The sequence below is a fragment of the Paraburkholderia sp. USG1 genome (assembly GCF_031570135.1).
Lineage (GTDB): Bacteria > Pseudomonadota > Gammaproteobacteria > Burkholderiales > Burkholderiaceae > Paraburkholderia > Paraburkholderia dioscoreae.
The window spans coordinates 104756-130056 of sequence record NZ_JAMWXW010000021.1; the positions used below are offsets into that span (position 1 = coordinate 104756).

Sequence of the window (25301 nt, forward strand, 5' to 3'; positions counted from 1 at the left end):
GCACTGGAACAACCTGCCCATGACTCGCCCGATCACGCAGATTTTCGACGCCGCCGCGACCGCGCGGCTGATTCCGTATGCCGCACTCGTCGACGCACTCAAGCGCGCGAGCATCGAGTATGCGCAGCAACGCATCGCGAGTCCCGAGCGGCTCGTCGTGCCGCTCAACGAAGGCGGCATCATGCTGTCCATGCCGGCCACCGCGCCCGACCTCGCGATCCACAAGCTGGTCAACGTGTGCCCGGCCAACGGCCCGCACGGCCTGCCGACGATTCACGGCAAAGTCATGACGTTCGACGCCGACACCGGCGAGACGCTCTTCATCCTCGACGGCCCGATCGTCACGGGACGCCGCACGGCGGCGATCTCGATGCTCGGCGTCGAAACCTTCGCCGCCGCCGCTCCGCGCGAATTCCTGCTGATCGGCACCGGCACGCAGGCGCTCAACCATCTGGAGGCGATCGGCGAGCTGTTTCCCGAAGCGCGCGTGTGGGTGAAAGGCAGTGCGCCCGCGCGTGCCGAAGCGTTTTGCGCACGCCATCACGACAAGGCGCTTGAGGTCCGGCCGTTCACGCAGGACGGCGCGGCGATTCCCGAGTCGGTCGACGTGGTGATCGCGCTGACCACGAGCAGACAGCCGATCTACGACGAAGCCGCGCGCGCGGAGCGTCTCGTGATCGGCGTCGGCGCATTCACGCCCGCCATGGTCGAGATCGGCGCGCGCACTCTCGCCGGGAGCGCGCTTTTTGTCGACGACGAGGCTGGCGCGCGCCACGAGGCCGGTGACTTCATTCAGGCGGGCGTGGACTGGGCGCAGGTCGGCGGGATCGCTTCGGTGCTCGACAACCCGGCGCTGCGGCCGCAAAAGAAACCGGTCGTTTTTAAAAGCGTCGGCTGTGCGGCCTGGGATCTGGCGGCGTGCCGCGTGGCGCGCGAGGCATTGTCAGGCGCCTGAAGGCTTGATGAAAAAGCGTGTGCCGGAAGCATGTAAGGGCAGCCCGTGGGTGTGGCGTGCGCAAGCGCTACGACAGCGGGCGACACAGCGGGCAACACAACGGGCGGCGGCCTGCCGGCGAAAGCCGGAAAAAACCTTCCGGGCAGGCCGTTGATGCCGCAGGTTGGCATATTGCGCCAACCTGCGGCACATGTTGCCGTGCAAACAATCTCAAAACGTTGCACCATAGGCGTTTGTCAGAAAAGAGCGCCGGGCCGTCGGCACGGTGCTTTGCTGCTGTTTTTTTGCCCGCTTTTTTCTGCCCTTCATCCACGCCTTATCCCTCACGACGCTGCGACCGCGCTATGACGACCCACCACGCTTCTGCCACTCCCGACCTGCCGCTCGACATGATCATTTTCGGCGGCACCGGCGACCTGTCGTTTCGCAAGCTGCTGCCCGCGCTCTATATGGCGCATCTGCATTGCAACCTGCCGCCGGAGACCCGCATTCTCACGATCGGGCGCAAGCCCTGGTCGCGTGAGGAGTACATCAACGAATTCATGGAGCAGAAGGCAAAGCCCTTCATCGAAAAGAAAGCGTTCGATGCCGCTGCCTGGGACAAATTTCTGGCGCTGTTCGAATACGTGCGCATGGACGTGGACTCGGTCGAGGACTATCAGCGCCTGAAGGAGGCGTCGCGCGAGGGTGTGCGCCGCGTGTTCTACCTCGCGACGTCGCCGGATCTGTTCACGAACATCTGCGATAACCTCGCAGCGGCGGGACTGGTCGACGGCAACTCGCGGGTGGTGCTCGAAAAGCCGCTGGGCCACGATCTGGCCTCCGCTCAGGAAATCAACACGGCGGTCGGCAAGCATTTCAGCGAAGCGCAGATCTACCGGATCGACCACTATCTCGGCAAGGAAACCGTGCAGAACCTGATGGTGCTGCGTTTCGGTAATCCGATTTTCGGCCCGCTGTGGCAGGCGCCGTATATCAAGAGTGTGCAGATCACGGTGGCGGAAACGGTCGGCGTGGGCAGCCGCGCGGGCTTCTACGACAAGACTGGCGCGCTGCGCGACATGGTGCAGAACCACTTGCTGCAACTGCTGTGCATCGTCGCGATGGAGCCGCCCGTGTCGCTGGACCCGGACGCGGTCCGCGACGAAAAACTCAAGGTGCTGCGCTCATTGCGGCCCATGACGCCGGAAGACATCGCGCGCGACACCGTGCGCGGCCAGTACACCGCCGGCGCGGTGGACGGCGAGGCGGTGAAGGGTTATCTCGAGGAAGACAACGTGCCTGCGGGCAGCCGCGCCGAAACCTTCGTCGCGTTGCGCGCGCACATCAATAACTGGCGCTGGGCGCATGTGCCGTTCTTCCTGCGTACGGGCAAGCGGATGCAGAAGAAAGTGTCGGAGATCGTCATCGAGTTTTCAGAACTGCCTTTCTCGATCATCCCGAACGGGCATAGCGGGCGCAACTACGGCAACCGGCTCGTGATCCAGTTGCAACCTGAGGAGTCGATCCAGTTGCAGGTGCTCGCCAAGGAGCCGGGCAGCGGCATGCATATGCTGCCGGTGAATCTGAATCTGGATTTGCAGCAGGCCTTCACCGAGCGGCGCGCGGAAGCGTATGAGCGTTTGCTGATCGACGTGATTCGCGGACGTCTCACGCACTTCATGCGTCGCGACGAACTCGAAGCGGCATGGGCGTGGGCCGAGCCGATTCTGGCGGGCTGGAGCAAGTCGGGCGACAAGCCGCGCAGCTATACGGCGGGCACGTTCGGGCCGGCTGCATCCACGGCGCTGATGGCGCGGGAGAATGCGGTGTGGGCGGAAGAGTCGCAATAAGATTTTTCTTCAGCGCGGTAGAAAGCCCGCAAATGCCAGCGGGCTAGACAAGACGTAGTTTTACACCGGCCGATTCGATGCGCATATCCAGGCCGTCGAGAACGAAAGAAAGCCCGCATGAGCGGGCTTTCTTATTCCATCGATCAGCGCTCGATGCCTAAGGCAACGAAATCGTCAACGTGGCCGATTGCGGTCCAAGCTTGACCACCTGCGAATACGGCGCGAGCGAGCGCAAAGTCTGGTCGCGCAGATAGGTGTTCAGTCCGAGATAAGCCAGCAGCCCAACCAGCGCGAATACCGCACCGATCGACCACAACGGCACCTCGCGCTTGAGCCGGTGCGCGACCTGATCGGGTAGCGGCCAATGCGGCGCGAATGGCGCGCGCTTGCCCTTCATATGCGCGATTTCATCGCCGATACGCGCGGTCAGATACGCGAGCTTCTCCGGCCCTTCGAGCAGATACTTGCCCTGAAAGCCGAGCAGCAGGCACATGTGAAACACCTCGAGCGATTGCAGACGCGCCGCGCCCTGTGCGCGGCACTCCTCGAGATACTGGAAGAATTTCTCACCCGCCAGTTGCTCGCCGAACAGCACGAGCTGCAGCGGCCGGCGCTCCCATTCCGTGCGGATCCTGAAGGTGGACGACAACACCGATTCGTCGATGGCCGCGCAGAACGCAAACTTCGACGCGTAGACATCTTCCGCCGACGCATTGAGCTTCTTCGCGCCGCGCTCGAAGTCGCCGAGGAACTGCTGGATGCGCTGGCTGAATTCCTGCGCGTCGCCGGGCTCGCGGCCGTTCTTCAACAGGAACAGCATGAAGAAGCCGTCGTACAGCAGATCGAGCAGCGAGCGGACCTGGTAGGTCGGCTCGGTGACCGGTGCGGGCGTCGCGGCGGGCGTGCTGCCGCCAAACAGGGAGGGCGCGTAGCTCATGATGTGACGGCAATCAGTTCGAGTTGAAGATCGTTGATGCCCGACGGTGCGTAGATCATTGCCGATTGGGCCTGCAACATACGGTCGTACAGCGCGCCGCGCGATTCGAACGAGAAGTAGCACGCGCCCGGACGAACCGGAATGGCGGGCGGCACCTGCGGCGTGTAGACGAGCCGCACGCCCGGCATGGCCGAGAGCACCAGCTTGTCGACGTCGTCGGGCGCGCCGACCTTGAAGCGTGCGGGCACGGCTTCCACCAGTTCGGCAGTCGGCATGTCCGCCGACACCGCGACGTAGAACATGGTCTTATCGTCGATCTTGCCCGAGTCGAGGCGGCCTGCATGAAACGACGGCCGGACTTCTTCGAGCGAGATCGCGAAGTAGCGCGTGGAGATCACGGTTTCGAGCAGATCGCGCAGAATCGTGTCGAGACGTGCAAAGCCGGGGCCCGGATCGTCGTGCCGGTAAGCCGGCAAGTCGGACAGCGCATAGCCCTTCGAAAACGTCATCAACTGGCCGGCAAGGCGCAGCAATTCCTGGAACAGGCGTTCAGGATGCAGCGCGGAATGCTGGTACAGATGCGCGAGCGAGGCGAACGCCGCGCTCGCGGTATGCAGCAGCCAGAACGACGCGATGTCGCCGGAGCGGAATTCGATGATGTTCTTGGTCGGCTCGCGATGAAAACCGTACAGCGCGTTGACCTTGGCCTGCAATGCATCGATCAGTTGGCGCAGCCGTTGATGCAGGATCGGCGAAGCGTCGATGGCGAGGCAGGGCGGCACGAAGCTGTCGTCGATTTCGAAACCGCTCGTAGCGGTGCGGCGTACACGCACGAGCGGCACCGAGAGCAGTTGATCCCGCGGCTCGCTATGCGCGATCAGTTTGACGCTGGTCTTCAGGAAGGTGATGTCGGCTTCGGCGGCGTCGGTGAAATGATCGGCCACCGGCGTCTGCTCGCTGACGTAACGCGACACGAAACCCGCGTTGCTGTCCTGCGAATAGTTCGCGCCGGTTTCGCGCAGCGGATGCAGCGCGAGATAAAACGTGAATTCGTTGATGCCGTCGGGCAGCGTATCCAGCGCAATGGGCGGCGGCAGGTCGTCGGCTCGCGGCGCGGAGTAGAGCGCGCCGTCGGGAAACACCAGCGAAAGTTCGCTCACGCGCAGCACGTTGCTGCCGAGCGCGTCGCGGTCGAAGCGCGCCGAACGTACGCCCCAGTTGTATGGCTGGATCGCCTGGATCGATTCGAACAGGCGCGCCTCATGATAGGCGTCCTGACGCTGAAAATGCTGCGGCCTCAGAAACAGGCCTTCCCCCCAGAGCACTTTTGCGGAATAACTCATCTCAAACCTGTTATATGCGTTCAGCGTATGGCGCATCGGGAGATAACCGATTCGAGCGCCGAATTGTTAATTCTCTAAAGAATGTTAAATCGTATTTGACCGGCATCTTTATCCGCAGCTTACAGAAGAAAGCATATTCAGCGGTTGCGCGGGCAATCCCTGTTCTGACGGGATCACAGTGCCGTTGGTCACCGTCATTGCACAGTTATGCAGGCCGATCATTATGCCGGATTTCTCTGACTTCGCCGGGTCGAAGGCGAATTTCCAGCGCTGCATTGCCGGATCGCGGAATAGCGCGACGATACCGAATGCCTGCGCTTCACGCGAGACTTTTTCGGTAACGGCGTAGCGCTGGCCGGGGATTAGAGTAACTTCGCGCACGCCCAGCAAATCGCCGCCCAGGATAGTCTTCTCACGGGCCGGATCGGTAAAGGCGTCGAATGGCGCCTGCTGGAATGAAGTGGGGTCTTTCAGGACATATAGCCGCACGACCAGTGCCAATGGGCGTTTGTCATTCGCGGCATTCAGATTTGGCGCGGCATATAAGGTGAGACCGACATTGCGTGGCGGTTTCTGGGCGTCCGGCAGGTCCGGCTTGCCGAGGCCGCTCGCCTGCAAAGCCGCGTTGGCTGCGGCTCCGAGCACGGTCACGCCGGCCGCGCAGCCACCTAGCAACGCGCACGCGGTAGCACTGGCAATCAATTGCGATGCATGGCGAATAACATGCGAGTTCATATACATCGAGCGGCTCGGCGCCGTCCCCCGTCTAAACATCTAATAACGAAATCAAATCAGTGATTTGTAGCAACGGTTTGCCGCGTAATGCCGCTTTATGCAAAGCGCATGTAACTACGCGTGACTTGCCGGATTGCCGCAGGTGGGTGGCAAATTTTTCCGTTTTCTGTTTGACTCTATTGAAACAGGAAACAATTTCTGCATGTTTCGTTTAATTGAGCCCCATGCATTTTTTTTGTGCAATGCTTCTTCACACGAAAGTTGAATTATCGAAAATTGGCCTGTACTATACCCGCGCACTTGAAGCAAAGCAAAACTCCGGTTTTCCCTTGAAATAAAAAATTCGCACGTCGGTGAAAAACGATGAATGAGCGTCTGTTAGTAAAACTATCTGGGGTTGTGTTGGCATGCGGCGTGATGGCCGGTTGCGCGACACAGGGCAACAATCTCGCGACCACACCGGAGGCTTTTAATAAGCAACTCGCGGATGCCGATACCGTCGCTAAGGGCGGTGATCAGGATCGCGCTATTGCGCTTTATCAGCAGCTTTCCAAATCCGATCCGACGCGTGAAGAACCGTGGTCGCGTATTGCGCAGATCCAGTTCGCGCAAGGTCACTACGGCCAGGCAATCGTCGCCGCGCAAGAAGCGCTGCAACGCGACCAGACCGATCGCCAGGCCAAGAGCGTGCTGGCCGTGGCCGGCCTGCGCGTCGCCACGCAATCGCTCGGCGAATTGCGTCAGGACGCCTCGCTCGCGGGTGATGCCAAGTCGGACGCGCAGGCGCTCGCGAAGCAGTTGCGCGACACGCTCGGCGAAGCCACGCTGTTCCCCCCCGACCCGAACGACAAGCCGGCCGTAAAGAAGAAGCGCGTCATTCGTCACATCGCGAAGAGCAAACCGGTGGATACACCTGACGCCAGCACAGGCACCGCGCCTGCCGCCGCGCCGCCGGCTGCGCCCGCCGTGCCGGCGGCACCTGCCGCACCTGCCAAAGCCGCGCAAAGCGGCGGCGCGTCCGATCCGTTCAGCGCGCTGCGCTGACCCAAGCCTGATCCACCAGCACCCGGGAGCCGACGATGGCGAAGAAAGAAAGCATTCAGAAACGCTTGCAAAAAGTGCGGCCGCCCCGCGTTCAATTGACCTATGAGGTCGAGCGCGGCGATGCGATCGAGGTGAAGGAGTTGCCGTTCGTCGTCGGCGTGGTCGCCGATCTGGCGGGACAGTCCGAAGTCGAGCAGCCGAAGCTGCGCGATCGCAAGTTCGTCAATATCGACCGCGACAACTTCGACGACGTGATGAAAGCGATCGAACCGCGCGCCGCTTTCCAGGTGGAAAACCGCTTGAGCGAGGGCGGCGGCAAATTCGCGGTCGACCTGCGTTTCAGGTCGATGGCCGATTTCAATCCGGACGAAGTGGTCGCGCAAATCGAACCGCTGCGGCGCCTGCTCGAAGCACGCTCGAAGCTCGCCGATCTGCGCAACAAGCTGGCCGGCAACGACAAACTCGAAGACCTGCTGAGCGAAGTGCTCAACAACACGCAGCAGTTGCAAACCCTGGCGAAAGATCAGGGCAACGCGGCGGACCAGCACGGCGGCGCGCCGGACCACGACAAGCAAGGCGAATAAGCACGGGGTGTGAGATGAATCAGCAAACGGCAGCAGCCCAACTCGCCACCGCGCAAAGCGGTGCGGAATCCACGCTGCTCGACGAAATCGTCGAGAAAAGCCGCGTGGCGAAGTCCGATTCCGAGCACGCGCGCGCGAAAGACCTGATCGGCGAGCTTGTGCATCAGGTGCTCGACGGCACGGTGGTGGTGTCCGACAACCTGTCGGCCACCATCGACGCGCGCGTCGCCGAACTCGACCGCCTGATCTCCGCGCAACTGAGCGCGGTGATGCACGCGCCGCAATTCCAGCGTATGGAAAGCACGTGGCGCGGTCTGGACTACCTGTGCAAGGAAAGCAATACCGGCGCAACGGTCAAGATCAAGGCACTGCATGCGCCCAAGCGCGACCTGGTGCGCGACTTCAAGACCGCGATCGAATTCGATCAAAGCGCGCTCTTCAAGAAGATCTACGAAGAAGAATTCGGCACCTTCGGCGGCTCGCCGTTCGGCACGATCATCGGCGACTTCGAAGTCACGCGCCAGCCGGAAGACGTGTACTTCATCGAACAGATGTCACACGTCGCGGCGGCCGCGCATGCGCCGTTCATCGCATCGGCGTCGCCCGAATTGCTGGGCCTCGAAACCTTTGCCGACCTCGGCAGGCCGCGCGATCTCGGCAAGGTGTTCGACACGGTCGAATACGCAAAGTGGAAGTCGTTTCGCGACGCCGAAGATTCGCGCTACGTGGGCCTCACGCTGCCGCGTTTTCTCGGCCGCCTGCCGTTCAATCCGAAAGACGGCGCCACGGCGGAGGGTTTCAACTTCGTCGAAGACGTGGACGGCACGGATCACAGCAAATACCTGTGGTGTAACGCGGCGTGGGCATTCGCTGCACGCCTGACGGCGGCATTCGACGACTTCGGCTGGTGTGCGGCGATTCGCGGCGTGGAAGGCGGCGGTCTGGTGGAAGATCTGCCCACCCACACCTTCAAGACCGACGACGGCGAAGTCGCGCTGAAATGCCCGACCGAAATCGCGATTACCGATCGCCGCGAGAAAGAACTGAGCGATCTCGGTTTCATTCCGCTCGTGCACTGCAAGAACTCGGACTACGCTGCGTTCTTCGCCGCGCAATCGGTGCAGAAACCCAAGAAATACAGCACCGATAGCGCAAATGCTAACGCGGTTCTGTCCGCGCAATTGCAGTACATCTTCTCGGTGTCGCGCGTTGCGCACTACCTGAAGGCAATGATGCGCGACAAGATCGGCAGCTTTGCATCGGCACAGAACGTCGAAGTGTTCCTGAACCGCTGGATCTCGCAATACGTGCTGCTCGACGACAACGCCACGCAGGAACAGAAGGCTCAGTTCCCGCTGCGCGAGGCGTCGATTCAGGTCTCGGAGATTCCGGGCAAGCCCGGTGCGTATCGTTCGGTCGCGTTCCTGCGCCCGCATTTTCAACTGGACGAGCTGTCGATCTCTTTGCGGCTTGTCGCTGATCTGCCGAAACCGGCCAATTCATAAGCAAATCAGAGAACCCGGGCTAGCCGTCCGGGTTGGCTGTTAAAACCACCTCTTTGGGGAGTCGAGGAGTTATGAAGGATATCTATTTAAAATTCGGCAATCCGGCGATCAAGGGCGAGTCTGCCGATAAGGATCATGCTGGCTGGATCGAAATCGATTCGTGGAACCATTCGATCACGCAACCGCGTTCGGCAACGGCTTCGACGGCAGGTGGCCACACCTCCGAGCGCTGCGAACACGCCGACATGCGGTTCACGAAAGACATCGACGTGGTCAGCCCGCTGATCTATCAACACGCATCGGGCGGCACGACGTTCGACGAAGTCACGATCGACTTCATGCGCTCGGACGGCGAAGGCAATCGCATCAAGTATCTGGAAGTGAAGCTCAAGTACGTGATCATTTCGAGCGTGACGCCGAGCGTGGTGGGCGAAGGCTTGCCGACCGAACAGTTCTCGCTGAAGTACGCCGCCGTGCAATGGAAGTACACGCAGCAGAAGATCGGCGGCAACCAGGGCGGCAACGCGCAGGGCGCGTGGAGCCTGACGAAGAACGACAAGACTTACGCGGTCTGATGCGCGGGCGCACCCGGCGCGCGCGGCTCGAAAGGGTTGCCGCGTATGCTGTGCGCCGCGCGTCGCGCAGTTTCTTCGGACGCTGATGAAACGCTTCGAACCCAGCTTTCTCGACAAGCTGTTCGACGACGAACCGCATCTGCCGGCTTCTCCGGCAATGCGGCAATTGTCGCTGGATGAATTGAAGAGCACCGTCGCGCGAGATGTCGAGGCGATTCTGAATACGCGCATCGCGCTGACCGAGCACGAGTTGGCGGCGCTGCCGGAATGTCAGCGTTCGGTGCTCACGTACGGTCTGAACGATTTTGCGGGGCTGAGCCTTGCGAGCCACTACGATCGCACTTTCATCTGCAAGTCGATTCAGCAGGCCATTGCGCGGCACGAGCCGCGCTTGCAGCAGGTGGCCGTCACGCTCGAATTGAACGAACAATCGACCAATGCGCTGAACTTCGCGATTCAGGCGTTGCTGGTCGTGCATCCGGCGGAAGAACCGGTGAGTTTCGATGCGATGCTGCAGCCCTCCACGTTGCAATACTCGGTGACGCGCGCACGCGCGAAACTGTAGTAGCACGGAGTTGTTCTGGCCGCTGCGATTGAGCAGCGGCATTTGAGTCGTGGTGTTTCAGTACCGCTTTGCCGCCGCCGTTACGCGCAACGGTGGCGACAGATTGGGCGGAGCGGTTTCAGGTCCGGGGATAGATCGATGGAAGAATTGCTGCCGTATTACGAGCGCGAGTTGTCATTTCTGCGGCGCTATTCGCGCGACTTCGCCGAGCGCTACCCGAAGATTGCCGCGCGGCTGGCTATGTCCGGCGAGCACTGCGAAGACCCGCACGTCGAGCGGATGATCGAATCGTTCGCGCTGCTCGGCGCGCGCATCAACAAGAAACTCGACGACGACTACCCCGAATTCACCGAAGCGCTGCTGGAAGTGCTGTATCCGCACTACCTGCGGCCGTTTCCGTCGTGCTCGATTGCGCAGTTGGGCACGTCCGCCGCGCTGAGTCATCTGACCGAGCCGGTGCTGGTGGAGTGCGGCACCGAACTCAAATCACGGCCCATTCGCGGCGTGCAATGCCGTTTTCGTACCGCGTACGACGTGACGCTGGCGCCGATCCGCATCTCGGAGGCGAAATACACGTCGGTGGCGATGGCGCCGAGCGCGACCGTGCTACCGGGCAATGCCACGGCGATCGTGTCGATCACCTTCGAATCGACGGCGGCGCAACTGGATCTGTCCGCGCTGAAAGTCGGCACGCTGCGTACGCATCTACATGGCGAGCAGTCTTTTATTGCTGCGCTGGCGGACTGTCTGTTCGTGAACGGAATGGCCACTTACGTGGAAGCCGATCGTCGCGGCGTGTGGAAGGCCATGCGCGAGTCGCCGGTCGTGCAAGCCGGTTTCGCCGAAGAAGACGCGCTGATCGACTATCCGGCCAAGTCGCATCCGGCGTATCGGCTGCTGACCGAATACTTCGCGTTCCCCGAAAAATTCAATTTCGCCGATTTCGATCTGGCCGCAATGACGCGCGCGAGCGGCCGCTGCCAGCGTCTGACGCTGCACGTCGTGCTCAAGGAAGTGCGGAGCGACTCGCACGTTGCGCGTCTGCTTGACTCATTGGGCGCGCACCATTTCCGCCTGTTCTGCACGCCGGTGGTGAATCTGTTCGAGCAGCACGGCGAACCGATCCGCATCAGCCATCAGGCGATTTCGTATCCGGTGATTGCGGAAGCGCGCCGTGCATTTGCCTACGAAGTCTATTCGATCGACTCGGTGAAGCTCGTCCGGCAGCAGGCACATGAAGAATCGGTGATCGAGTTCCGGCCTTTCTATTCATTGCATCACGGCGAAGCGGCGCGTGCCGGGCATTACTGGTTCGCGAGGCGCAACGATTGGGTCGCGCAGAAAAGCCCGGGCTACGAGACCGAAATCTCGATCGTCGATATCGACTTCGAACCGGCCGCGCCGCAAACCGATACCTTGAGTCTCGATCTGACCTGTACCAATCGCGACTTGCCAGCCGGCCTCGCCGTGGGGCTCGAAGGCGGCGATCTGTTTCTCGAAGGCGGCTCGCTGACCGGCAACATCTCGATGTTGCGCCGCCCTACGCCGAGCGTGCGTTTCGAGCGCGGGCGCGCCGCGCATTGGCGGCTGATCTCGCATCTGGCGTTGAACCACGTATCGCTGGCGAATAGCGGCCTGTCGGCACTCAAGGAAATGCTCGTGCTCTACGATTTGCGGCGCACGGCGGTGTCCGCGCGGCATATCGACGGGCTGGTGGGCATCGAACAACGCGCGGCTGTGCAATGGCTGCCTGGCAAGCCGTTTGCCACTTTTGTGCGCGGCATCGAGATTCAGTTGACGATCGACGAAGAACATTTCGTCGGCACGAGTCTCGCGTCGTTCGTGCGGGTGATCGATACGTTTTTTGGGCTGTACGTGCATCTGAACAGCTTTGTGCAACTGGTCGTCGTGTCGAAGCGCACCGGCGAGGAGATTCTGCGATGCAAACCGCGCAGCGGCGAATCGATCCTGGCGTAATCGAACAACTTCTCGACGAGCCGCATCGCTTCGAATTTTTTCAGGCGGTGCGGATTCTCGAGAAGTGGTTCGCGCAGCAATCGCCTTCTCACACCGGACGCCCAGGCGAAATCGTCGCCCAGCGTATCGGTTTTCGCAATTCGCTGTCCATGTCGTTCCCGCCGAGCGAGATTCACGGCGCGCAGTCTTACGGCGCCGCGGGCGCGGCACTGAAACAGAAGGCGCAACGCACGGCGGCGCTCGAAGACGGCTCGCTCGACAAAGTGGATATCACGCCCGCTTTTTTCGGTTTGCTCGGCGGGCAGGGCGCATTGCCGCTGCACTACACCGAACAGATCGTCGCGCGCGAGCAGATCAAACGTGACCGTGCCGCGCGTGAGTTCTTCGACGTGTTTTCGAATCGCGCGACGGCGCTGTTCTACGCGGCGTGGAAGAAATACCGCCTGCCGTTTCATTACGAACTGGATCGCGACGAACGCTATTTGCCGTTGCTGCTCGCACTCGCCGGTGTCGCCGACGACGACACGCGCAACAGTCTGCAAAACGGCGAAGGCGCGTTGTTCGACGAAGCGATTGCCGGCTACGCGCTCGCCGCGCGGCATCGACCGGTATCGGCCGCTTATTTGCAGCGCACGCTATCGGAGTACTTCAAGGTGCGGGTGCGCGTCGAGCAGTTCATCGGCAAATGGTACGACGTGCCGCGCGATCAGTTGACTTTGCTAGGAAGCGTCAACGCGACGCTCGGCGCGACCGCGCTGGCGGGCGAGCGCGTCTGGCAGCGCGACATGCGCGCGCGGCTAGTGATCGGACCGCTCGACAAGGCGGACTACGAAGCGTTTTTACCCGGCGCCGATCGCGCAGTGGCGCTCGAACGCATGCTCACGCTGCTGGCAGGCGTCACGCTCGAATACGAGGTGTCGCTGGTGCTGCGTCGCGAGGCCGTTGGGCCGAGCGTATTGAGCAAGGGCGCGCGCCTCGGCTGGGATGCGTTCCTTTGCACGAAGGAAGCTGACCGTGACCGCGCGGATGCCCGCTACGAATTGCATGTGATTCACTGACTATCACGACAGAACCCGGACCGGATCGCACCACATGAGCACGTCACTCAACACCCTGATCGCCAAACTGAATCCGACCTGCCGGCAGGCGGCGTTGCTCGCGGCGAACAATTGTCTCGCGCGCGGTCACTACGAGGTCGATCTCGAGCACCTGCTGTTGGCGTTGCTGGACGAACCGGCAAGCGACGTCGCGCTGGTTCTGCGCGCAAGCAGAATCGACGCGCATGCGTTACGAGCGGATCTCGAACGCGAATTGCAGCGTTTGAAAACCGGCAACACGCGCACGCCGGTATTTTCGAAGCATCTGATCGAATTGCTCGAACAGGCGTGGCTGATTGCATCGCTCGATTCGCAGATCGGACGGATCCGTTCCGGGCATCTGCTGCTGGCGTTGCTGAGCGCACCGGATCTCGCGCAGTTCGCCGAGCGCATGTCGCCGTTGCTGCGCGACGTGCGCGTGACCGACCTGAAGCACAAATTCGACGAGCTGACCGCGGGTTCGCGCGAAGTGGAGCGCAGCAACGGGACAGAGAGCGCGCAAAGCGGCGCGGACGACGCAGCAGCAGCGAGCGATACCACGGCGGGCGCGCCGTCACAAACGCCGGCGCTCGACACCTACACCAGCAACCTCACGCAGCGGGCGCGCGAAGGCAAGATCGATCCGGTGATAGGCCGCGAAGGCGAGATTCGCCAGACCACCGACATTCTGATGCGCCGCCGCCAGAACAACCCGATCATGACGGGCGAAGCGGGCGTGGGTAAAACAGCGGTAGTCGAAGGTCTCGCACTGCGCATTGCCGCCGACGACGTGCCCGCGCCGCTCAAAGGCGTGGCGTTGCACGTGCTCGACATGGGACTGCTGCAAGCCGGCGCCAGCGTGAAAGGCGAGTTCGAAAACCGCCTGAAGAACGTGATCGACGAAGTGAAGAAGAGCCCGCATCCGATCATTCTGTTTATCGACGAAGCGCACACGATCATCGGCGCGGGTGGCCAGGCCGGGCAGAACGACGCGGCTAATCTGTTGAAGCCGGCGTTGGCGCGTGGTGAATTGCGCACCATCGCGGCCACCACGTGGAGCGAGTACAAGAAGTACTTCGAGAAAGACGCGGCACTTGCGCGGCGTTTCCAGGTCGTGAAGATCGAGGAGCCGGGCGAGGCGCTTGCCGCGGCCATGCTGCGCGGCATGGCCGCGTTGATGGAAAAGCACTTCAACGTCCGCGTGCTGGACGATGCGATCACCGAAGCCGTGCGCCTGTCGCATCGCTACATTAGCGGCCGGCAACTGCCGGATAAGGCGATCAGCGTGCTCGATACGGCTTGCGCAAAAGTGGCGCTCGCGCATAGCTCCACCCCCGCTGCCATCGACAACACCAAGAAACGCCTCGAACGTATCGACGCTGAAATCGCGGCGCTGGAACGGGAAGTGGCAAGCGGTGCGCTGCACGACGAGCGGCTCGCGGAATTGCGCGCACTGCGTGAGGAAGACCTCGGGCATCTCGCCGAAGACGAAGCACGCTACGACAAGGAACGCGCACTGGTGACGGAAATTGTCGGCCTGCGCGCGGACATCGACGCGGCCCGCGTGAGTAGCGCGGATCCTGAACAGGCCGGCAAGGCGCAGCAGGCACGCGAAACGCTCGCCATGCGCGTGGCCGAATTGCACGCCTTGCAAGGCGGCCAGCCGATGGTGCCATTGCAGGTGGATGGTCACGTGGTCGCCGAAATCGTCGCGTCGTGGACGGGCATTCCGCTCGGCCGTATGGTCAAGGATGAAATCCAGACCGTGCTCAACCTGCAGCCGCTGCTGGCCGCGCGCGTGATCGGTCAGGACCACGCGCTCGAAGCGATCGCTCAGCGCGTGCGCACCGCGAGTGCGAATCTCGAAGATCCGAACAAGCCGCGCGGCGTGTTCATGTTCGTCGGGCCGTCGGGCGTCGGCAAGACCGAGACCGCGCTTGCGCTGGCCGACGTGCTGTACGGCGGCGAACGCAAGATGGTCACGATCAATATGAGCGAGTATCAGGAAGCGCACAGCGTGTCCGGTCTGAAAGGCTCGCCGCCGGGCTATGTCGGTTATGGCGAGGGCGGCGTGCTGACCGAAGCGGTGCGTCGTAATCCTTACTCCGTGGTACTGCTCGACGAAGTCGAAAAGGCGCACCCGGATGTGCTCGAAATGTTCTTCCAGGTGTTCGACAAAGGCACGATGGACGACGCCGAGGGCCGCGAGATCGATTTCCGCAATACGTTGATCATTCTGACTTCGAACGTCGGCTCGCAGGCCGTGATGCAGGCCTGCCTGAACAGGAGCGCTGAAGAATTGCCTGATGCCGACGAACTCGCGGAGACGTTGCGCCCGCAACTGTACAAGGCGTTCAAACCGGCATTCCTCGGCCGCATGAAAGTAGTGCCGTACTACCCGATCTCCGACGACGTGCTTGCTGAGATCATCGAACTGAAGCTCGAACGGATTCGCCGCCGTATCGAAGCGAATCACAAGGCTGTGTTCGAATGGGACGAGTCGCTGGTCGATGCGGTGCTCGCGCGCTGCACCGAAGTGGATTCCGGCGCCCGCAATGTCGACCACATTCTGAACGGTACCCTGTTGCCCGAAATTGCGCGGCGAGTGCTGGAACGTGTGGCGAACGGCGAGGCGATCGAACGCATTGCCGTGCGGGCGAGCGAGGCGGGTGAATTCGACTACACGGTGGTGTGAGCGGACGTCCACGCGCACTCATGCGTGCTTCAATTTCTTTTAATATCGTACCGGACAGTGATCGCTTTCTTCCATGCCGATTAATCTGAACACGTTGCTGGCTCCGCTCAGCGAAACCTCGCCCTGTGGCGAAGATCTGCTTTTTTCAGCGGATTTCGACGCGATTCAGCACGCGCGCCGTTTCGAAGACCCATCGCTGGATCAGGGCGAATGGGTCACGGAGATCAAGGAGGCGGATTGGCCCTTCGTTGTCGAGTGTTCGGGCAGTCTGCTGCAAACGCAGACTAAAGATTTGCGCCTCGCCGTCTGGCTCACGGAAGCCCTCGCGATTGATGAAGGCGTCAACGGTCTTTCGCAAGGCTATGCGTTGTTGACGGGACTTTGCGAGCGCTACTGGGATCACGTGCATCCGCTGCCGGACGGCGACGACACCGAGTATCGCCTTGGCAACGTCGCGTGGCTGGTCGGCCGCACGGGCGATCTGTTGCGCGCCATGCCGATTACGTCGTCGCAGGGCAGTACGTACAGCACGATCGATTGGGATGTGGCCACGCACGTCGCGCAAGCTGTCAAGCGCGATCCGGATCACGCCGACGACATCGCGCGCGGCAAACCGTCGATCGAGCAGATCGAAGCGTCGAAGCGCGCCACGCCGACGGTGTTTTACCCGACACTGCTCGCCGATCTGAAAGCATTCGAAGCGGCCATGCTCGCCCTCGAACAGGAACTGGACCGGCGTGCCGGAGATTTCGCGCCGAGTTTCCGCCAGGCAAAGGACGCGTATGAAAGCGTCTACCGGTTGGCCGAGCGCTTTGCCCGCGAACTGGGTGTGAACGCCGATGCAGCGCCGCCCGCGAAAGCACCCGCGCCGAACGAGCACGAACGCGCCGAGCCCACCTTCAAGACCTCACCGCAACGCGAGGAACCTGTGTTGACGACCATGCCGACCAGCCCGATTGCAGGAATCCAGAGCCGTGCGCAGGCCGTCGCGCAATTGCGTGCGGTGGCCAAATTTTTCCGCAGCACGGAGCCGCATAATCCCGCGGCGTATTTCGCCGACAAGGCGGCGGAGGCGGCGGATATGCCATTGCATCAATGGCTATCGACCGTGGTGAAAGACGACGGATCGCTCGCGCATATTCGCGAGTTGCTGGGTGTGAAGCCGGAAGAGAACAGCTAGATAAAATCCTCGACGCGTTAAGCAATAAGCCTGGCTTCGGTTATCTGTCGAAGATCGAAGCCGGGCTTTTTTCATACGCACCGCACACACGCCGACTCAAGACCCCGCGCGAAACTCGATGCGCCGATTCCGTGCCCGCCCATCGGTCGTGTCGTTCGACGCAATCGGCTGATCCGGACCGACGCCGGTCGTCGTCATCTGCTGCGGCGGGATACCTTTGGCGACCAGATAGCCCTTCACCGCATCCGCGCGCGCCTGGCTCAATGCGATATTTGACGTGCGATTACCCGAGTTGTCGGTGTGCCCGATGATCGCGACCGTTTTGTTGGTCATTTTCATCATTGCGGCGGCCATCTGATCGAGAATCGCACGGCCTTGCGGCGTGAGCGTCGCGCTGCCGGTTTCGAATTCGATCGTGCGGTTCGCGAGTGTCTGATCGAGCAGGCCCTGTTCAGAGGCGCTTACACGCAGGCCGTTCTTGATCGTATAGGTCGGGTTCAACGCATTTGCCATGTCGCTTGCGAGTTGCTGGCGTTGCGATTCGTTGTGGACTTCGCCCTTCACGTCGATCTGCGTGCCGTCGATTTTCAGTTGGCCTTTGCTGATCTGTTTCAATTGCGGCCCGATCAGCTTCTGTACGTTGGCGGACCAGTTCGGCGGCGTCGCCACGTCAGCGACTTCGATCTGATCGACCACATTGGCCGCGCCGTACGTGTCGCGCAGGCGCGCAAGCACGGCTGCCTTGGTCGCTTCATCCGGCACCTTGCCGCCTACCACCACCTGGCCCGGCGTTGCGTTGGCGGGCGGCGGTGCCGCGGTGATGGCGCCAGTGCCGGCGCCGGTCGTGCCGCTGGCGAGTCCGGCCGTGTTCACCGCCGGCCCCGCGTTGCCCACCGGCGCCGACGAAGCAGGCGGCAGGATCGTGGTGTGAATCGAAATACCGCTGTTGTCGACCGGCATGACGCGAGCCGGGCCGTCGTTGTCGGCATGCGCGAGCGCGCTGAGAAAAAGGCCCGCGAGCAGCGCGGCGATACGGGTAGGTTGGTTCAGCATCGTGTCACGCTCCCGTGAATGCTTCGCGGAACGTGTCGATGCTGACGCGCAGCGACAGTTGCGGTTGGTCGAGGTAACTGACGAGCTTGCTGATGCCATGATCGTTTTGTGCGTGTTCGTCGATCCACTCGGGATCGTCGATATCGATGTTGTGCGCCGCGTACGACTGCGGATCGACCACGCTGTGCAGCGTTTTGGCCGAAGCACCGTTAAAGCCGATGATGAGCCGCTCGCGCTCGGCAATCGTGCCGATGAAAATCGCCAGTTCGAAATCCGCCTGCGCGACGAACGGTGCAATCAGTTCGAGCCAGAATGCCGCGACGAGACTCCGGTAGAACGGATCGTTCGGCAGCGGCAAGGTCAGCCCGCGTTCGAGATGCGACGAGCCGCTTTGCATCACCGGACGCAAAAGCGAGCCGAGCGCCAGCATCGCGCCGCGCAAACGCACCGGATGGCCGCTCCCGAGCAGCATCTGTTCGAGGCCGGCGAGCGTCTGGTGTTCGACGAAATCATTGAAGGTGCCGTCGTGCGGATTGCCGGGACCGGCGCCGATTTCGATCGGCACCTGCGTTTCGCCGAGCGCCTGCAGGGCGCCGGGCGGTTCGCTGGCACCGAGCAGCGGCTTCATCTGCGCCGCGACGCGTGACCAGAGGCGTGCGAAGGCGAGTGGACTGTGCGCCAGAAACGTCAGCGGCTTTTCGACTTCGAGCGCGGTCGCGGCGAGAAACGGAAAGCGCCGCGACGACTGATCGTGACTGGTCATCATATGCCCGGCAATTGCCAGCTTGCTGCGCGAGCCGAGGAACGCGAAGTGCATCGGCTTGGCGTTTTCGTAGACGATCTTCCAGCGCGGATCGTCGGTGAGCAACTCCATTGCTTCGGCGATCCAGCGGTCGAGTGTGGCCAGCAATTGCGGGTTATGCGCGCTCTTCACAAAGTCGCCGCGCGACGGGATCTTGCCGAAGTAGGCGATTTGCGCCTGCACGGTCTGCGTCATTGCGCACCCCCTGGGTTCGAAACCGCGGCGGCGGCCGTAGCCGGCCGTGCCGCAGGCGTTGCCGGCGCGGTGGCGAGCGCGGCGCCCGGCGCCCCCGCGACAGTCGCGTTGACCGAATTCGCCGCCGCGCTCACATCCGCCACCGAGGACGGCAGCCGCAGGCCGCGCAGGCTCTGCTGTTGCGGCGCATCGCTGGTGCCGCTCGAAGCCTGCGACGTGCTGATGATGCGCATGCTGACCGCCACCGTGACGCTGCCTTGCGTCCACGACAGATCGAACGTGCCGTCCGGGCGACGCTTGCGCTGCGCCGAATTGATCAGCTTCTCCAGACCGTAGCGGCCCGGTTCGTTGACCAGTTGCAGCGTGCGGCCGTCGAAGGTCGTGGCGCTCAACGTCGCGCCCGGTGAGCCCGACGGATTCGGCCACACGAAGTTGGTCCACTGCGGCGGCGTATTGCGATAGCGCATCTGCTGGCCGTCGATCGCCAGCGTGTATTCCGTGGTGCCGCTGCTTGGCTGCGGCAGGATCTGGAACACAGTCTGCGGTTCGGACGAACTCTGAGCCGACGCACTCGCCGCGCCGCCGGCGAGCGGCGCGACCCAGCGCGCGAAGCCGTTGGTGAAGTCCGGCGTGAGCGCGAGACCCATATCGCCCCACGTGCGAGCCGTCAGCGTGTCGCCACGGCGCACGGCGAGCGGGCCGAGCGTGGTGCCGACGAACCTGGCGATCGCACCGTCCGGGCCGAACACCTGGGCGATTTCACCGGCGCCGGCTTCGACTTTCGCGTCGCTCGCAAACGGGTACTTGTTTGCCAGCGAGCCCTGGAAGGTCTGATAGACCTGCGCATTCCACACCTTGTTGACTTCGACGCTGGCCGGCTGGATCACCACCGCATACGCTGCCATCAACGGCCGCACGAGCAGCGGGCGCAGCGCTTTGCGCTGCGAGTCGGTGAGGCCCGTGAGCATTTGCTCGTCGACGTATTTCAGCGAATCGGCGAGCTCGGAACCGCTGCCGTCGAGCGTCTGCTGCATCAACTGACGCGCGCCCGGTCCGGGATCGCCCTGATTCTTGATCACGTTAAAGCGCGTGCGCACTTTCGACAGCGTGTCCATATAGCCCTTGAGCATCGAACCGTTGTCGCCGCTCACCACGATGCGGCCCAGCGCCGAGAACTCCTGGCCGATCGGGCCCATCGGCATTTCAACCGGATTACCGTTGATGTCGATGTTCGCGTTGAGCTGGCCGGTCGGCGCACGCGAAAACCAGTTCTTGAACCAGCTCGTCACGCCGGTTTGCGCGCGCTTCAGGTTCGCGTTGAACAGCGACGGGTTGTCCCACGAAGTCTGGTCGTACGCGGTTTCGAGCACCTTGCGGATCGGCGAATCCTGCGGGTCGCCGAGACGGTTCATCGCATCCACGGCCTGACCGAAGCTGCCGAAGCTCTGCACCGCAATGCCTTGCATGAACTTCTGCCAATGCATCGCGTACTCGGTCTTGTACATCGCGACGAGCGCTTTCTGGATCTGCTCAGGACTGCCTTCCAGCGTCAGGTCGTCGTGAGCGGACGTGTTGAGCACCCAGTCCTTGGCCTGCAGTTCCTTGGTGGCCGCGTCGCGAATGGCGGGCTGCACATACTGGAACCACGCCTCACGCGTGAACGTGCCGGGGATCGCATAGCTGCCCGCCACCAGCGCGGTATTGTTTTCGCCGACAATGCGCGCGATCGTCATTGGCGCGAAACGGGTCGACGCACGTGCCTTGATTTCTTCATAGACACGCTGACGGGCCGGCATGCCGCGCACCACGCGGCGCAGATTCTCGCGAGTCTGATCGACGAGACCGAGGTTCTGGTCGATCATCGGCCAGTCGTCGTCGGACACGCGCGAGAGGTAGAACGTGATCATGCGTTCGGCGCTGCGGATCATCTCGTCGCGCGGCATGTTGCCGCGATTCGTTTCGAGCCAGCCGCGCCAGAAGCGCGCGACCTGGTCGGTGAGGTGAGCCGTTTCCACATGACGCTTGTCGCTCAGCATCAGGTAGGTCTTGAGCGCGTTGTACGCGTCTTCCACATTGGTCGGCGAGGCGTCGCTATACAGACCGCCCTGGCTGTTCGCGCTCATGGCCGAATGCGTGGAGACCGGAATCGCGGCGGCGTCCGGCGCGCGGTTCAACGGCGCGAGCTGATCGGGATGCGCGTTGACGTCCTTCAGGAACGAAGCGAGATTCTGCGAGACCGGGTCGAGCAGAATCTGGCGAACGCCGTTGTAGTACTCGGTCAGCAGACGTTGTTCGAGGCGATCGCCCTGATAGAGACCGAGCGATACCGCGAGCGGCTTGTCGCGGCGGAACTGTTCGAGCTGGTCGATGCGGTCTTCGAGCACGTCCATAGCCTGCAGGCGCGATTGCAGATCGTTGCGGTTCTGCTGCAGGCGCACCACGTTGTCGAGGTCGGCCTGCACGTTCGCCGTGAGCTGCTGGTTGTTGACCGTCGACCAGGTCCAGCCGCCGAGCGCCAGCGCGAGCGCCGCAACGAAGCCGAAGAAGGTCGCATAACGCATGCGCGTTTTGGCAGGACTCGCGAATTGCCTGACCGTTTGCCGGTCGGCAAAGATCACTTTCGAAAACAGATCGCGCAGGAAGAAGCCGTTCTTCGAGAACGCGCTGTGCGGCTTGGGCAGGCTCTCGGCGCTCAGGCCGAAACGGTTCGCGATGCGCGTGGCCGCGGCGCTACTGGTTTCGCCTTCCTGCAATGCGCTGGTGAAATAGAAGCCGCGGAAAATCGGCTTGTACTGGAACGGGTTGGTCTCGAACAGCGTGGCGAGAAACGCGCGCAATGCGGGCTTGATAGTCGAGAATTCGAGCGGAAAGCTCAGTTGACCCGGCGAAAGCTTGTTGCCGCGACTGATCGACATCTGCGCGATGCTGATCTCTTTCAGACCGTCGTACAGTTCTTCGAAGTGCTCGTCGAACAGACCCACCACGTCGCGCTTCTCGTCCGGCTCGTAGGGCAGGGTGGCGCCCCACACACGGTCGTATTCGTGGCGATCGCTGCCGCTGAAGAATTCGGTGAAGCCGGTAATCAGGTCGGCCTTCGTAAACATCACATACACCGGCGCGAACACTTCGAGCTTCTCGGTCAACTCCTGCACGCGCTGGCGCAGATTCTTCGCCAGATTGATCGCGAATTCGGGCTTGCTGCCGGTCAGCTCCGCAATGCTCGCCGTGACGATGATGCCGTTGATCGGCGCCTTCGGCCGGAAACGTTTGAGCAGGCCGAGGAAACCGAGCCATTCGGTGCGGTCCTCTTCATGCACGGAATAGCGCCCGGCGGTGTCGAGCAGAATGCCTTCGGTCGTGAAGAACCAGTCGCAGTTGCGCGTGCCGCCAATGCCGTGGACCACCGCATTGTTCTTGTCGGCGAAGGGAAATTGCAAGCCCGAATTCAGCACCGCGCTGCTCTTGCCCGCCGCGGGGTTGCCGATCACGATGTACCACGGCAGTTCATACAGCGCCGAGCCGCCCGACACCTGGCCGATCTTCGAGGTCTTGATGGTCTTCACGGCTTCGACGAGGCGCGTGCGCAGCACGTCGAGTTCAGCCTGGCGCGCGGGCGTGGGCGCGGGGCCGGCTTCAGTCTGCTTCTCGGCCTGCTGTTCGAGCATTTCGCCGAGCTTGCGGTTCGCGCGCCGTGCGCGCAGACGGCGCACCGCCCACACCAGCAGCCAAAGCGCGACCACCGTGCCGAGGACGACAGCCGGCCACATCAGGTCGATCTGCAAGGTATCGGCGCCAATGAATAAAACGGCAGCGAGCGCGAGCAGGCCGATGATCGAGAGCGTGCGTGTGTGAGTCAACACGTTGAGAAAGCGTCGCATAAGCCGTTCAGGTCTTGGTGATGAGTGTCGTGGCGCATGCTGTGGCGCAGAACATGGCGCGTACGGCGTTTGAAATAAAACGAAAGCATATTCAGGCCAAAGCGAATGCGGCTGAATTGTTAAATCCGCGAAAAACGGTCTTGGAGAAGATGCCCGGCTCAATGCCGATATGCACGTGGCATTGCCGATTTTTGCCAGAAAAATTGATTAAACGTCCCATTGCTACCTCTTTATTACCCGTCTCGCCTTAATGACCGCGCCCGAGGACGAAGCCGGGTTTGTGATATTCGACGTGCCCAAGATCCATCATTTTCCAGCGGCCACCCCACGTAAGACCGACCTGTTCCGCTGTCTGTCCGTATAACTGATAACCTCGCATGGCCCAAGGGTCTTTTTCTGAAATGACCAGCTTGCCGTCGCGCAAAAACGCATTGTCCGCGGCGAGACCGTATTGATGGTAGCTTTGAAACGCCGCGGCATTAGTGACGTTGCCCCCCATTTGCGCCAGGCGGTTTTGCCGCTCAGGACTGCGATAACCTTCCAGCAAAGCCATTTCATAGCCATATTGCTCGTGCATGATTTTGTAGACGAGCAATAAACGGGTTCTGAAATCAGCGTCGAGCAGATTCCAGTCGCGGCTCGCGTCTTTTAGCGCGGGCCGGATCTGCTCGACTTCCCGCGTGGCGAATACCTCCGGCGGTAGCGGCGGCGGGGGTACGAGCTGTTCGCCCTTCAATAACGCGGCAATTTTCTCGTCCGGTACGCGCGCAGTGTCATCGAATTGGAATAATTGCCGACCACGTAAAGCCAATGCCACCAATGGAGGCGTGGCAAGAATACCTGCCGTGGTAAAAATCAGCAAGCGCCGCTTTACCAGTAACTTTTGCATATCGACTGCTGTCGATTGCGAAATTTTTGCCGAGCGTGCTAATTGGCCACGTGCGCGCGATGCACTACGCGATGCTCCGCGCATAACGCGACCATGAATAGTAAGTGCGGCGCCTAATAAAGAGGCGCGGACCGCCGGCAATAGCAGCATTGCGGCGATCACGACGGCGACGGCGAAATAGGCAAGAAGTACTACGGCAATCAAAGGCGACCCCGGAAATTGGAAACAATTGTATTTTGTAATGCTTGCTCTTAGAATCAGGCCTGCTCTGAGAGGAGCCGGAACGTATTATCGCGGCGAAATAATCCAGGATTCAATGAGACAGTGAATGAGTGCGCCGGAAAGTTCGAATTCCAAAGCCCCGCCTAGCCTGTTATCCGATAAGGCTAAAGGCGCTGACGGCAATGGTTCGCGAATTCTTGCGAACCTCGAAGGCCGCGTTGCGCCGCCTGCGGAGAAATCACGCCGGCCGAAGGCGACGCTCCTGCTGGTCGCCTTGCTCGTGATCGCAGCGGGCGGTTGGGGGGCGTGGCATATGCAGGGCCGCGTTCAGAGCGAATCGCTGGCAGCGGCCACGGCGGCCGGCGTCGAGAAGGCGGCCGCGCCGGCCGCTGCTGCGAGCGGCTCGCCGGAGGCGCCGGCTGCGGCGTCGTCGCAAGCGGCGACGATCGTCGCCGACGATAGTGACAGCAAGGCTGCTACGGCATCCGCTACAGCGTCCGCCAGCGGCGACGGGAGCCGGCTGTCGCGCGCGCTGGCCGATGGCGCGGAGCCGAGTAGTGCGCCTCTACTGATTGCGTCCGCGACGGCGGCTTCGGCGGTCACGGCGCCGGCGGCGAAGCACGGCAAAAGTGCGGTGGCTGTAGCCGGCAAGGAAAAACACGAGAGCGTGGCGCACGGCAGGAAGGAAAGCACGACTGCCGGAAACCGTCACGCGAGCGCGCCGACCGCGGTCGCTCAATCGAAGAACGCCCACGCGAACAGCAACGCTTCGAAAGATGATTCGGATGCCGATCTATTGGCCGCGCTCGTCGCTCGGACCAAGCCGGCGGACACCAAAACCGCAGCAGCGGATAAGGCGACCAAGGTTAGCGCGAGCGCTACCGGCAATGCCAAACTGGCGGAACGCGTGAAAGAGTGTGGACAGCGTGGCTTCTTTGAAGACCAGTTGTGCCGCTGGCGCGTATGCGACGGTCACTGGGATAAGGATCCCGCATGCCCGGGTTCGGCACAGCAGGCACGCCAGCCTTAATGGCGCGGGCACGCTGACGCCAGGCGAATTGATGCATCCTTCAGTTGGCACGCAGGCCGTGGATAAGTGGGTGGGGGTGGATATGAGCTTCTTCGGCGCCAACGATGGCAGGGCTGCCGGCTAGTCGAGTTTGCCGTCGGCGGAATAGTGGAAGGTGATGACCGTCGATCGCTTCGATAATCCCGATTCTTTTGAGTTCGAGTTTTTTTGCCGCCTTGCGCGCCTGCAT

The 25301-nt window shown here is 61.9% G+C and carries 21 protein-coding genes; 13 read left to right on the forward strand and 8 right to left on the reverse strand.

The annotated features are described in order from the left end of the window. Nucleotides 1-19 precede the first annotated feature (19 nt). Nucleotides 20-955 (forward strand): bifunctional Delta(1)-pyrroline-2-carboxylate/Delta(1)-piperideine-2-carboxylate reductase, encoded by a 936-nt coding sequence (lhpI, locus tag NE850_RS25770; RefSeq protein ID WP_007176936.1) that lies wholly within the window; start codon nt 20-22, stop codon nt 953-955. A gap of 344 nt (nt 956-1299) precedes the next feature. After that, nucleotides 1300-2787 carry a glucose-6-phosphate dehydrogenase gene (gene zwf / locus NE850_RS25775; protein WP_007176937.1) on the forward strand — a complete coding sequence of 496 codons (1488 nt, stop codon included), beginning with the start codon at nt 1300-1302 and terminating at the stop codon, nt 2785-2787. Nucleotides 2788-2944: 157 nt separating this feature from the next. On the opposite strand, the gene icmH is transcribed toward zwf, so the two are convergent. The 3 genes from icmH to tssJ all read right to left on the reverse strand — a co-directional run bounded on the left by icmH (nt 2945) and on the right by tssJ (nt 5802). Continuing rightward, nucleotides 2945-3724, reverse strand: coding sequence for a type IVB secretion system protein IcmH/DotU (gene icmH, locus NE850_RS25780; RefSeq protein WP_007176938.1), 780 nt, complete (start codon nt 3722-3724; stop codon nt 2945-2947). Beyond that, entirely contained in the window at nt 3721-5067 is a 1347-nt protein-coding gene (tssK, locus tag NE850_RS25785; protein ID WP_310699574.1) for a type VI secretion system baseplate subunit TssK, read from the reverse strand. The genes icmH and tssK overlap by 4 nt, the downstream gene beginning before the upstream one ends. A gap of 108 nt (nt 5068-5175) precedes the next feature. Beyond that, nucleotides 5176-5802, reverse strand: coding sequence for a type VI secretion system lipoprotein TssJ (gene tssJ / locus NE850_RS25790; protein ID WP_035517140.1), 627 nt, complete (start codon nt 5800-5802; stop codon nt 5176-5178). Between the two features lie 363 nt (nt 5803-6165). Between tssJ and NE850_RS25795 the strand changes: the two genes are divergently transcribed. The 9 genes from NE850_RS25795 (at nt 6166) to tssA (ending at nt 17003) form a co-directional block, all read left to right on the forward strand. After that, nucleotides 6166-6846 carry a tetratricopeptide repeat protein gene (locus NE850_RS25795; RefSeq protein WP_007176941.1) on the forward strand — a complete coding sequence of 227 codons (681 nt, stop codon included), beginning with the start codon at nt 6166-6168 and terminating at the stop codon, nt 6844-6846. Between the two features lie 35 nt (nt 6847-6881). Next, nucleotides 6882-7430 carry a type VI secretion system contractile sheath small subunit gene (gene tssB, locus NE850_RS25800; protein ID WP_007176942.1) on the forward strand — a complete coding sequence of 183 codons (549 nt, stop codon included), beginning with the start codon at nt 6882-6884 and terminating at the stop codon, nt 7428-7430. Nucleotides 7431-7444: 14 nt separating this feature from the next. Beyond that, nucleotides 7445-8935, forward strand: a complete 1491-nt coding sequence (gene tssC, locus NE850_RS25805; protein ID WP_165188181.1) for a type VI secretion system contractile sheath large subunit — start codon at nt 7445-7447, stop codon at nt 8933-8935. 71 nt (nt 8936-9006) lie between these two features. Continuing rightward, nucleotides 9007-9510 carry a type VI secretion system tube protein Hcp gene (locus tag NE850_RS25810; RefSeq protein WP_007176944.1) on the forward strand — a complete coding sequence of 168 codons (504 nt, stop codon included), beginning with the start codon at nt 9007-9009 and terminating at the stop codon, nt 9508-9510. A gap of 85 nt (nt 9511-9595) precedes the next feature. After that, on the forward strand, nt 9596-10075 hold the full coding sequence (gene tssE / locus NE850_RS25815; RefSeq protein WP_007176945.1) for a type VI secretion system baseplate subunit TssE: 480 nt from the start codon (nt 9596-9598) through the stop codon (nt 10073-10075). A 138-nt stretch (nt 10076-10213) separates the two neighbouring features. Continuing rightward, complete coding sequence (gene tssF / locus NE850_RS25820) at nt 10214-12052, forward strand: type VI secretion system baseplate subunit TssF (protein WP_165188191.1); 1839 nt, start codon at nt 10214-10216, stop codon at nt 12050-12052. Beyond that, complete coding sequence (gene tssG / locus NE850_RS25825; protein WP_007176947.1) at nt 12016-13110, forward strand: type VI secretion system baseplate subunit TssG; 1095 nt, start codon at nt 12016-12018, stop codon at nt 13108-13110. Before tssF ends, tssG begins: the two co-directional genes overlap by 37 nt. A gap of 34 nt (nt 13111-13144) precedes the next feature. Beyond that, a complete protein-coding gene (gene tssH / locus NE850_RS25830; RefSeq protein WP_007176948.1) occupies nt 13145-15823 on the forward strand; it encodes a type VI secretion system ATPase TssH in 2679 nt (892 codons plus the stop codon). A 73-nt stretch (nt 15824-15896) separates the two neighbouring features. Then, nucleotides 15897-17003 (forward strand): type VI secretion system protein TssA, encoded by a 1107-nt coding sequence (gene tssA / locus NE850_RS25835; RefSeq protein WP_165188193.1) that lies wholly within the window; start codon nt 15897-15899, stop codon nt 17001-17003. Between the two features lie 96 nt (nt 17004-17099). On the opposite strand, the gene NE850_RS25840 is transcribed toward tssA, so the two are convergent. From NE850_RS25840 to tssM, 3 genes are read right to left on the reverse strand one after another with little or no spacing between them, the layout of a single operon-like run. Further along, entirely contained in the window at nt 17100-18056 is a 957-nt protein-coding gene (locus NE850_RS25840) for an OmpA family protein (protein WP_007176950.1), read from the reverse strand. Nucleotides 18057-18060: 4 nt separating this feature from the next. Continuing rightward, on the reverse strand, nt 18061-19053 hold the full coding sequence (gene tagF / locus NE850_RS25845) for a type VI secretion system-associated protein TagF (protein WP_165188195.1): 993 nt from the start codon (nt 19051-19053) through the stop codon (nt 18061-18063). Then, nucleotides 19050-22931 (reverse strand): type VI secretion system membrane subunit TssM, encoded by a 3882-nt coding sequence (gene tssM, locus NE850_RS25850; protein ID WP_007176952.1) that lies wholly within the window; start codon nt 22929-22931, stop codon nt 19050-19052. Before tssM ends, tagF begins: the two co-directional genes overlap by 4 nt. Before the next feature lie 20 nt (nt 22932-22951). Here tssM and NE850_RS25855 point away from each other — a divergent pair, with 20 nt between their 5' ends. Continuing rightward, nucleotides 22952-23182: a hypothetical protein gene (locus tag NE850_RS25855; protein ID WP_310699575.1), complete on the forward strand. Its 231-nt coding sequence runs from the start codon at nt 22952-22954 to the stop codon at nt 23180-23182. Here the strand turns inward: NE850_RS25855 and NE850_RS25860 are convergent. Continuing rightward, the gene (locus NE850_RS25860; protein WP_035516581.1) at nt 23179-24024 is read right to left on the reverse strand and encodes a M15 family metallopeptidase; all 846 of its coding nucleotides are present in this window, start codon (nt 24022-24024) and stop codon (nt 23179-23181) included. The genes NE850_RS25855 and NE850_RS25860 overlap by 4 nt on opposite strands. Nucleotides 24025-24148: 124 nt before the next feature. Between NE850_RS25860 and NE850_RS25865 the strand changes: the two genes are divergently transcribed. After that, nucleotides 24149-25072 carry a hypothetical protein gene (locus tag NE850_RS25865; RefSeq protein ID WP_310699576.1) on the forward strand — a complete coding sequence of 308 codons (924 nt, stop codon included), beginning with the start codon at nt 24149-24151 and terminating at the stop codon, nt 25070-25072. A 40-nt stretch (nt 25073-25112) separates the two neighbouring features. Here NE850_RS25865 and NE850_RS25870 read toward each other — a convergent pair whose 3' ends face one another. Beyond that, nucleotides 25113-25301 carry a hypothetical protein gene (locus tag NE850_RS25870; protein ID WP_007176955.1) on the reverse strand — a complete coding sequence of 63 codons (189 nt, stop codon included), beginning with the start codon at nt 25299-25301 and terminating at the stop codon, nt 25113-25115.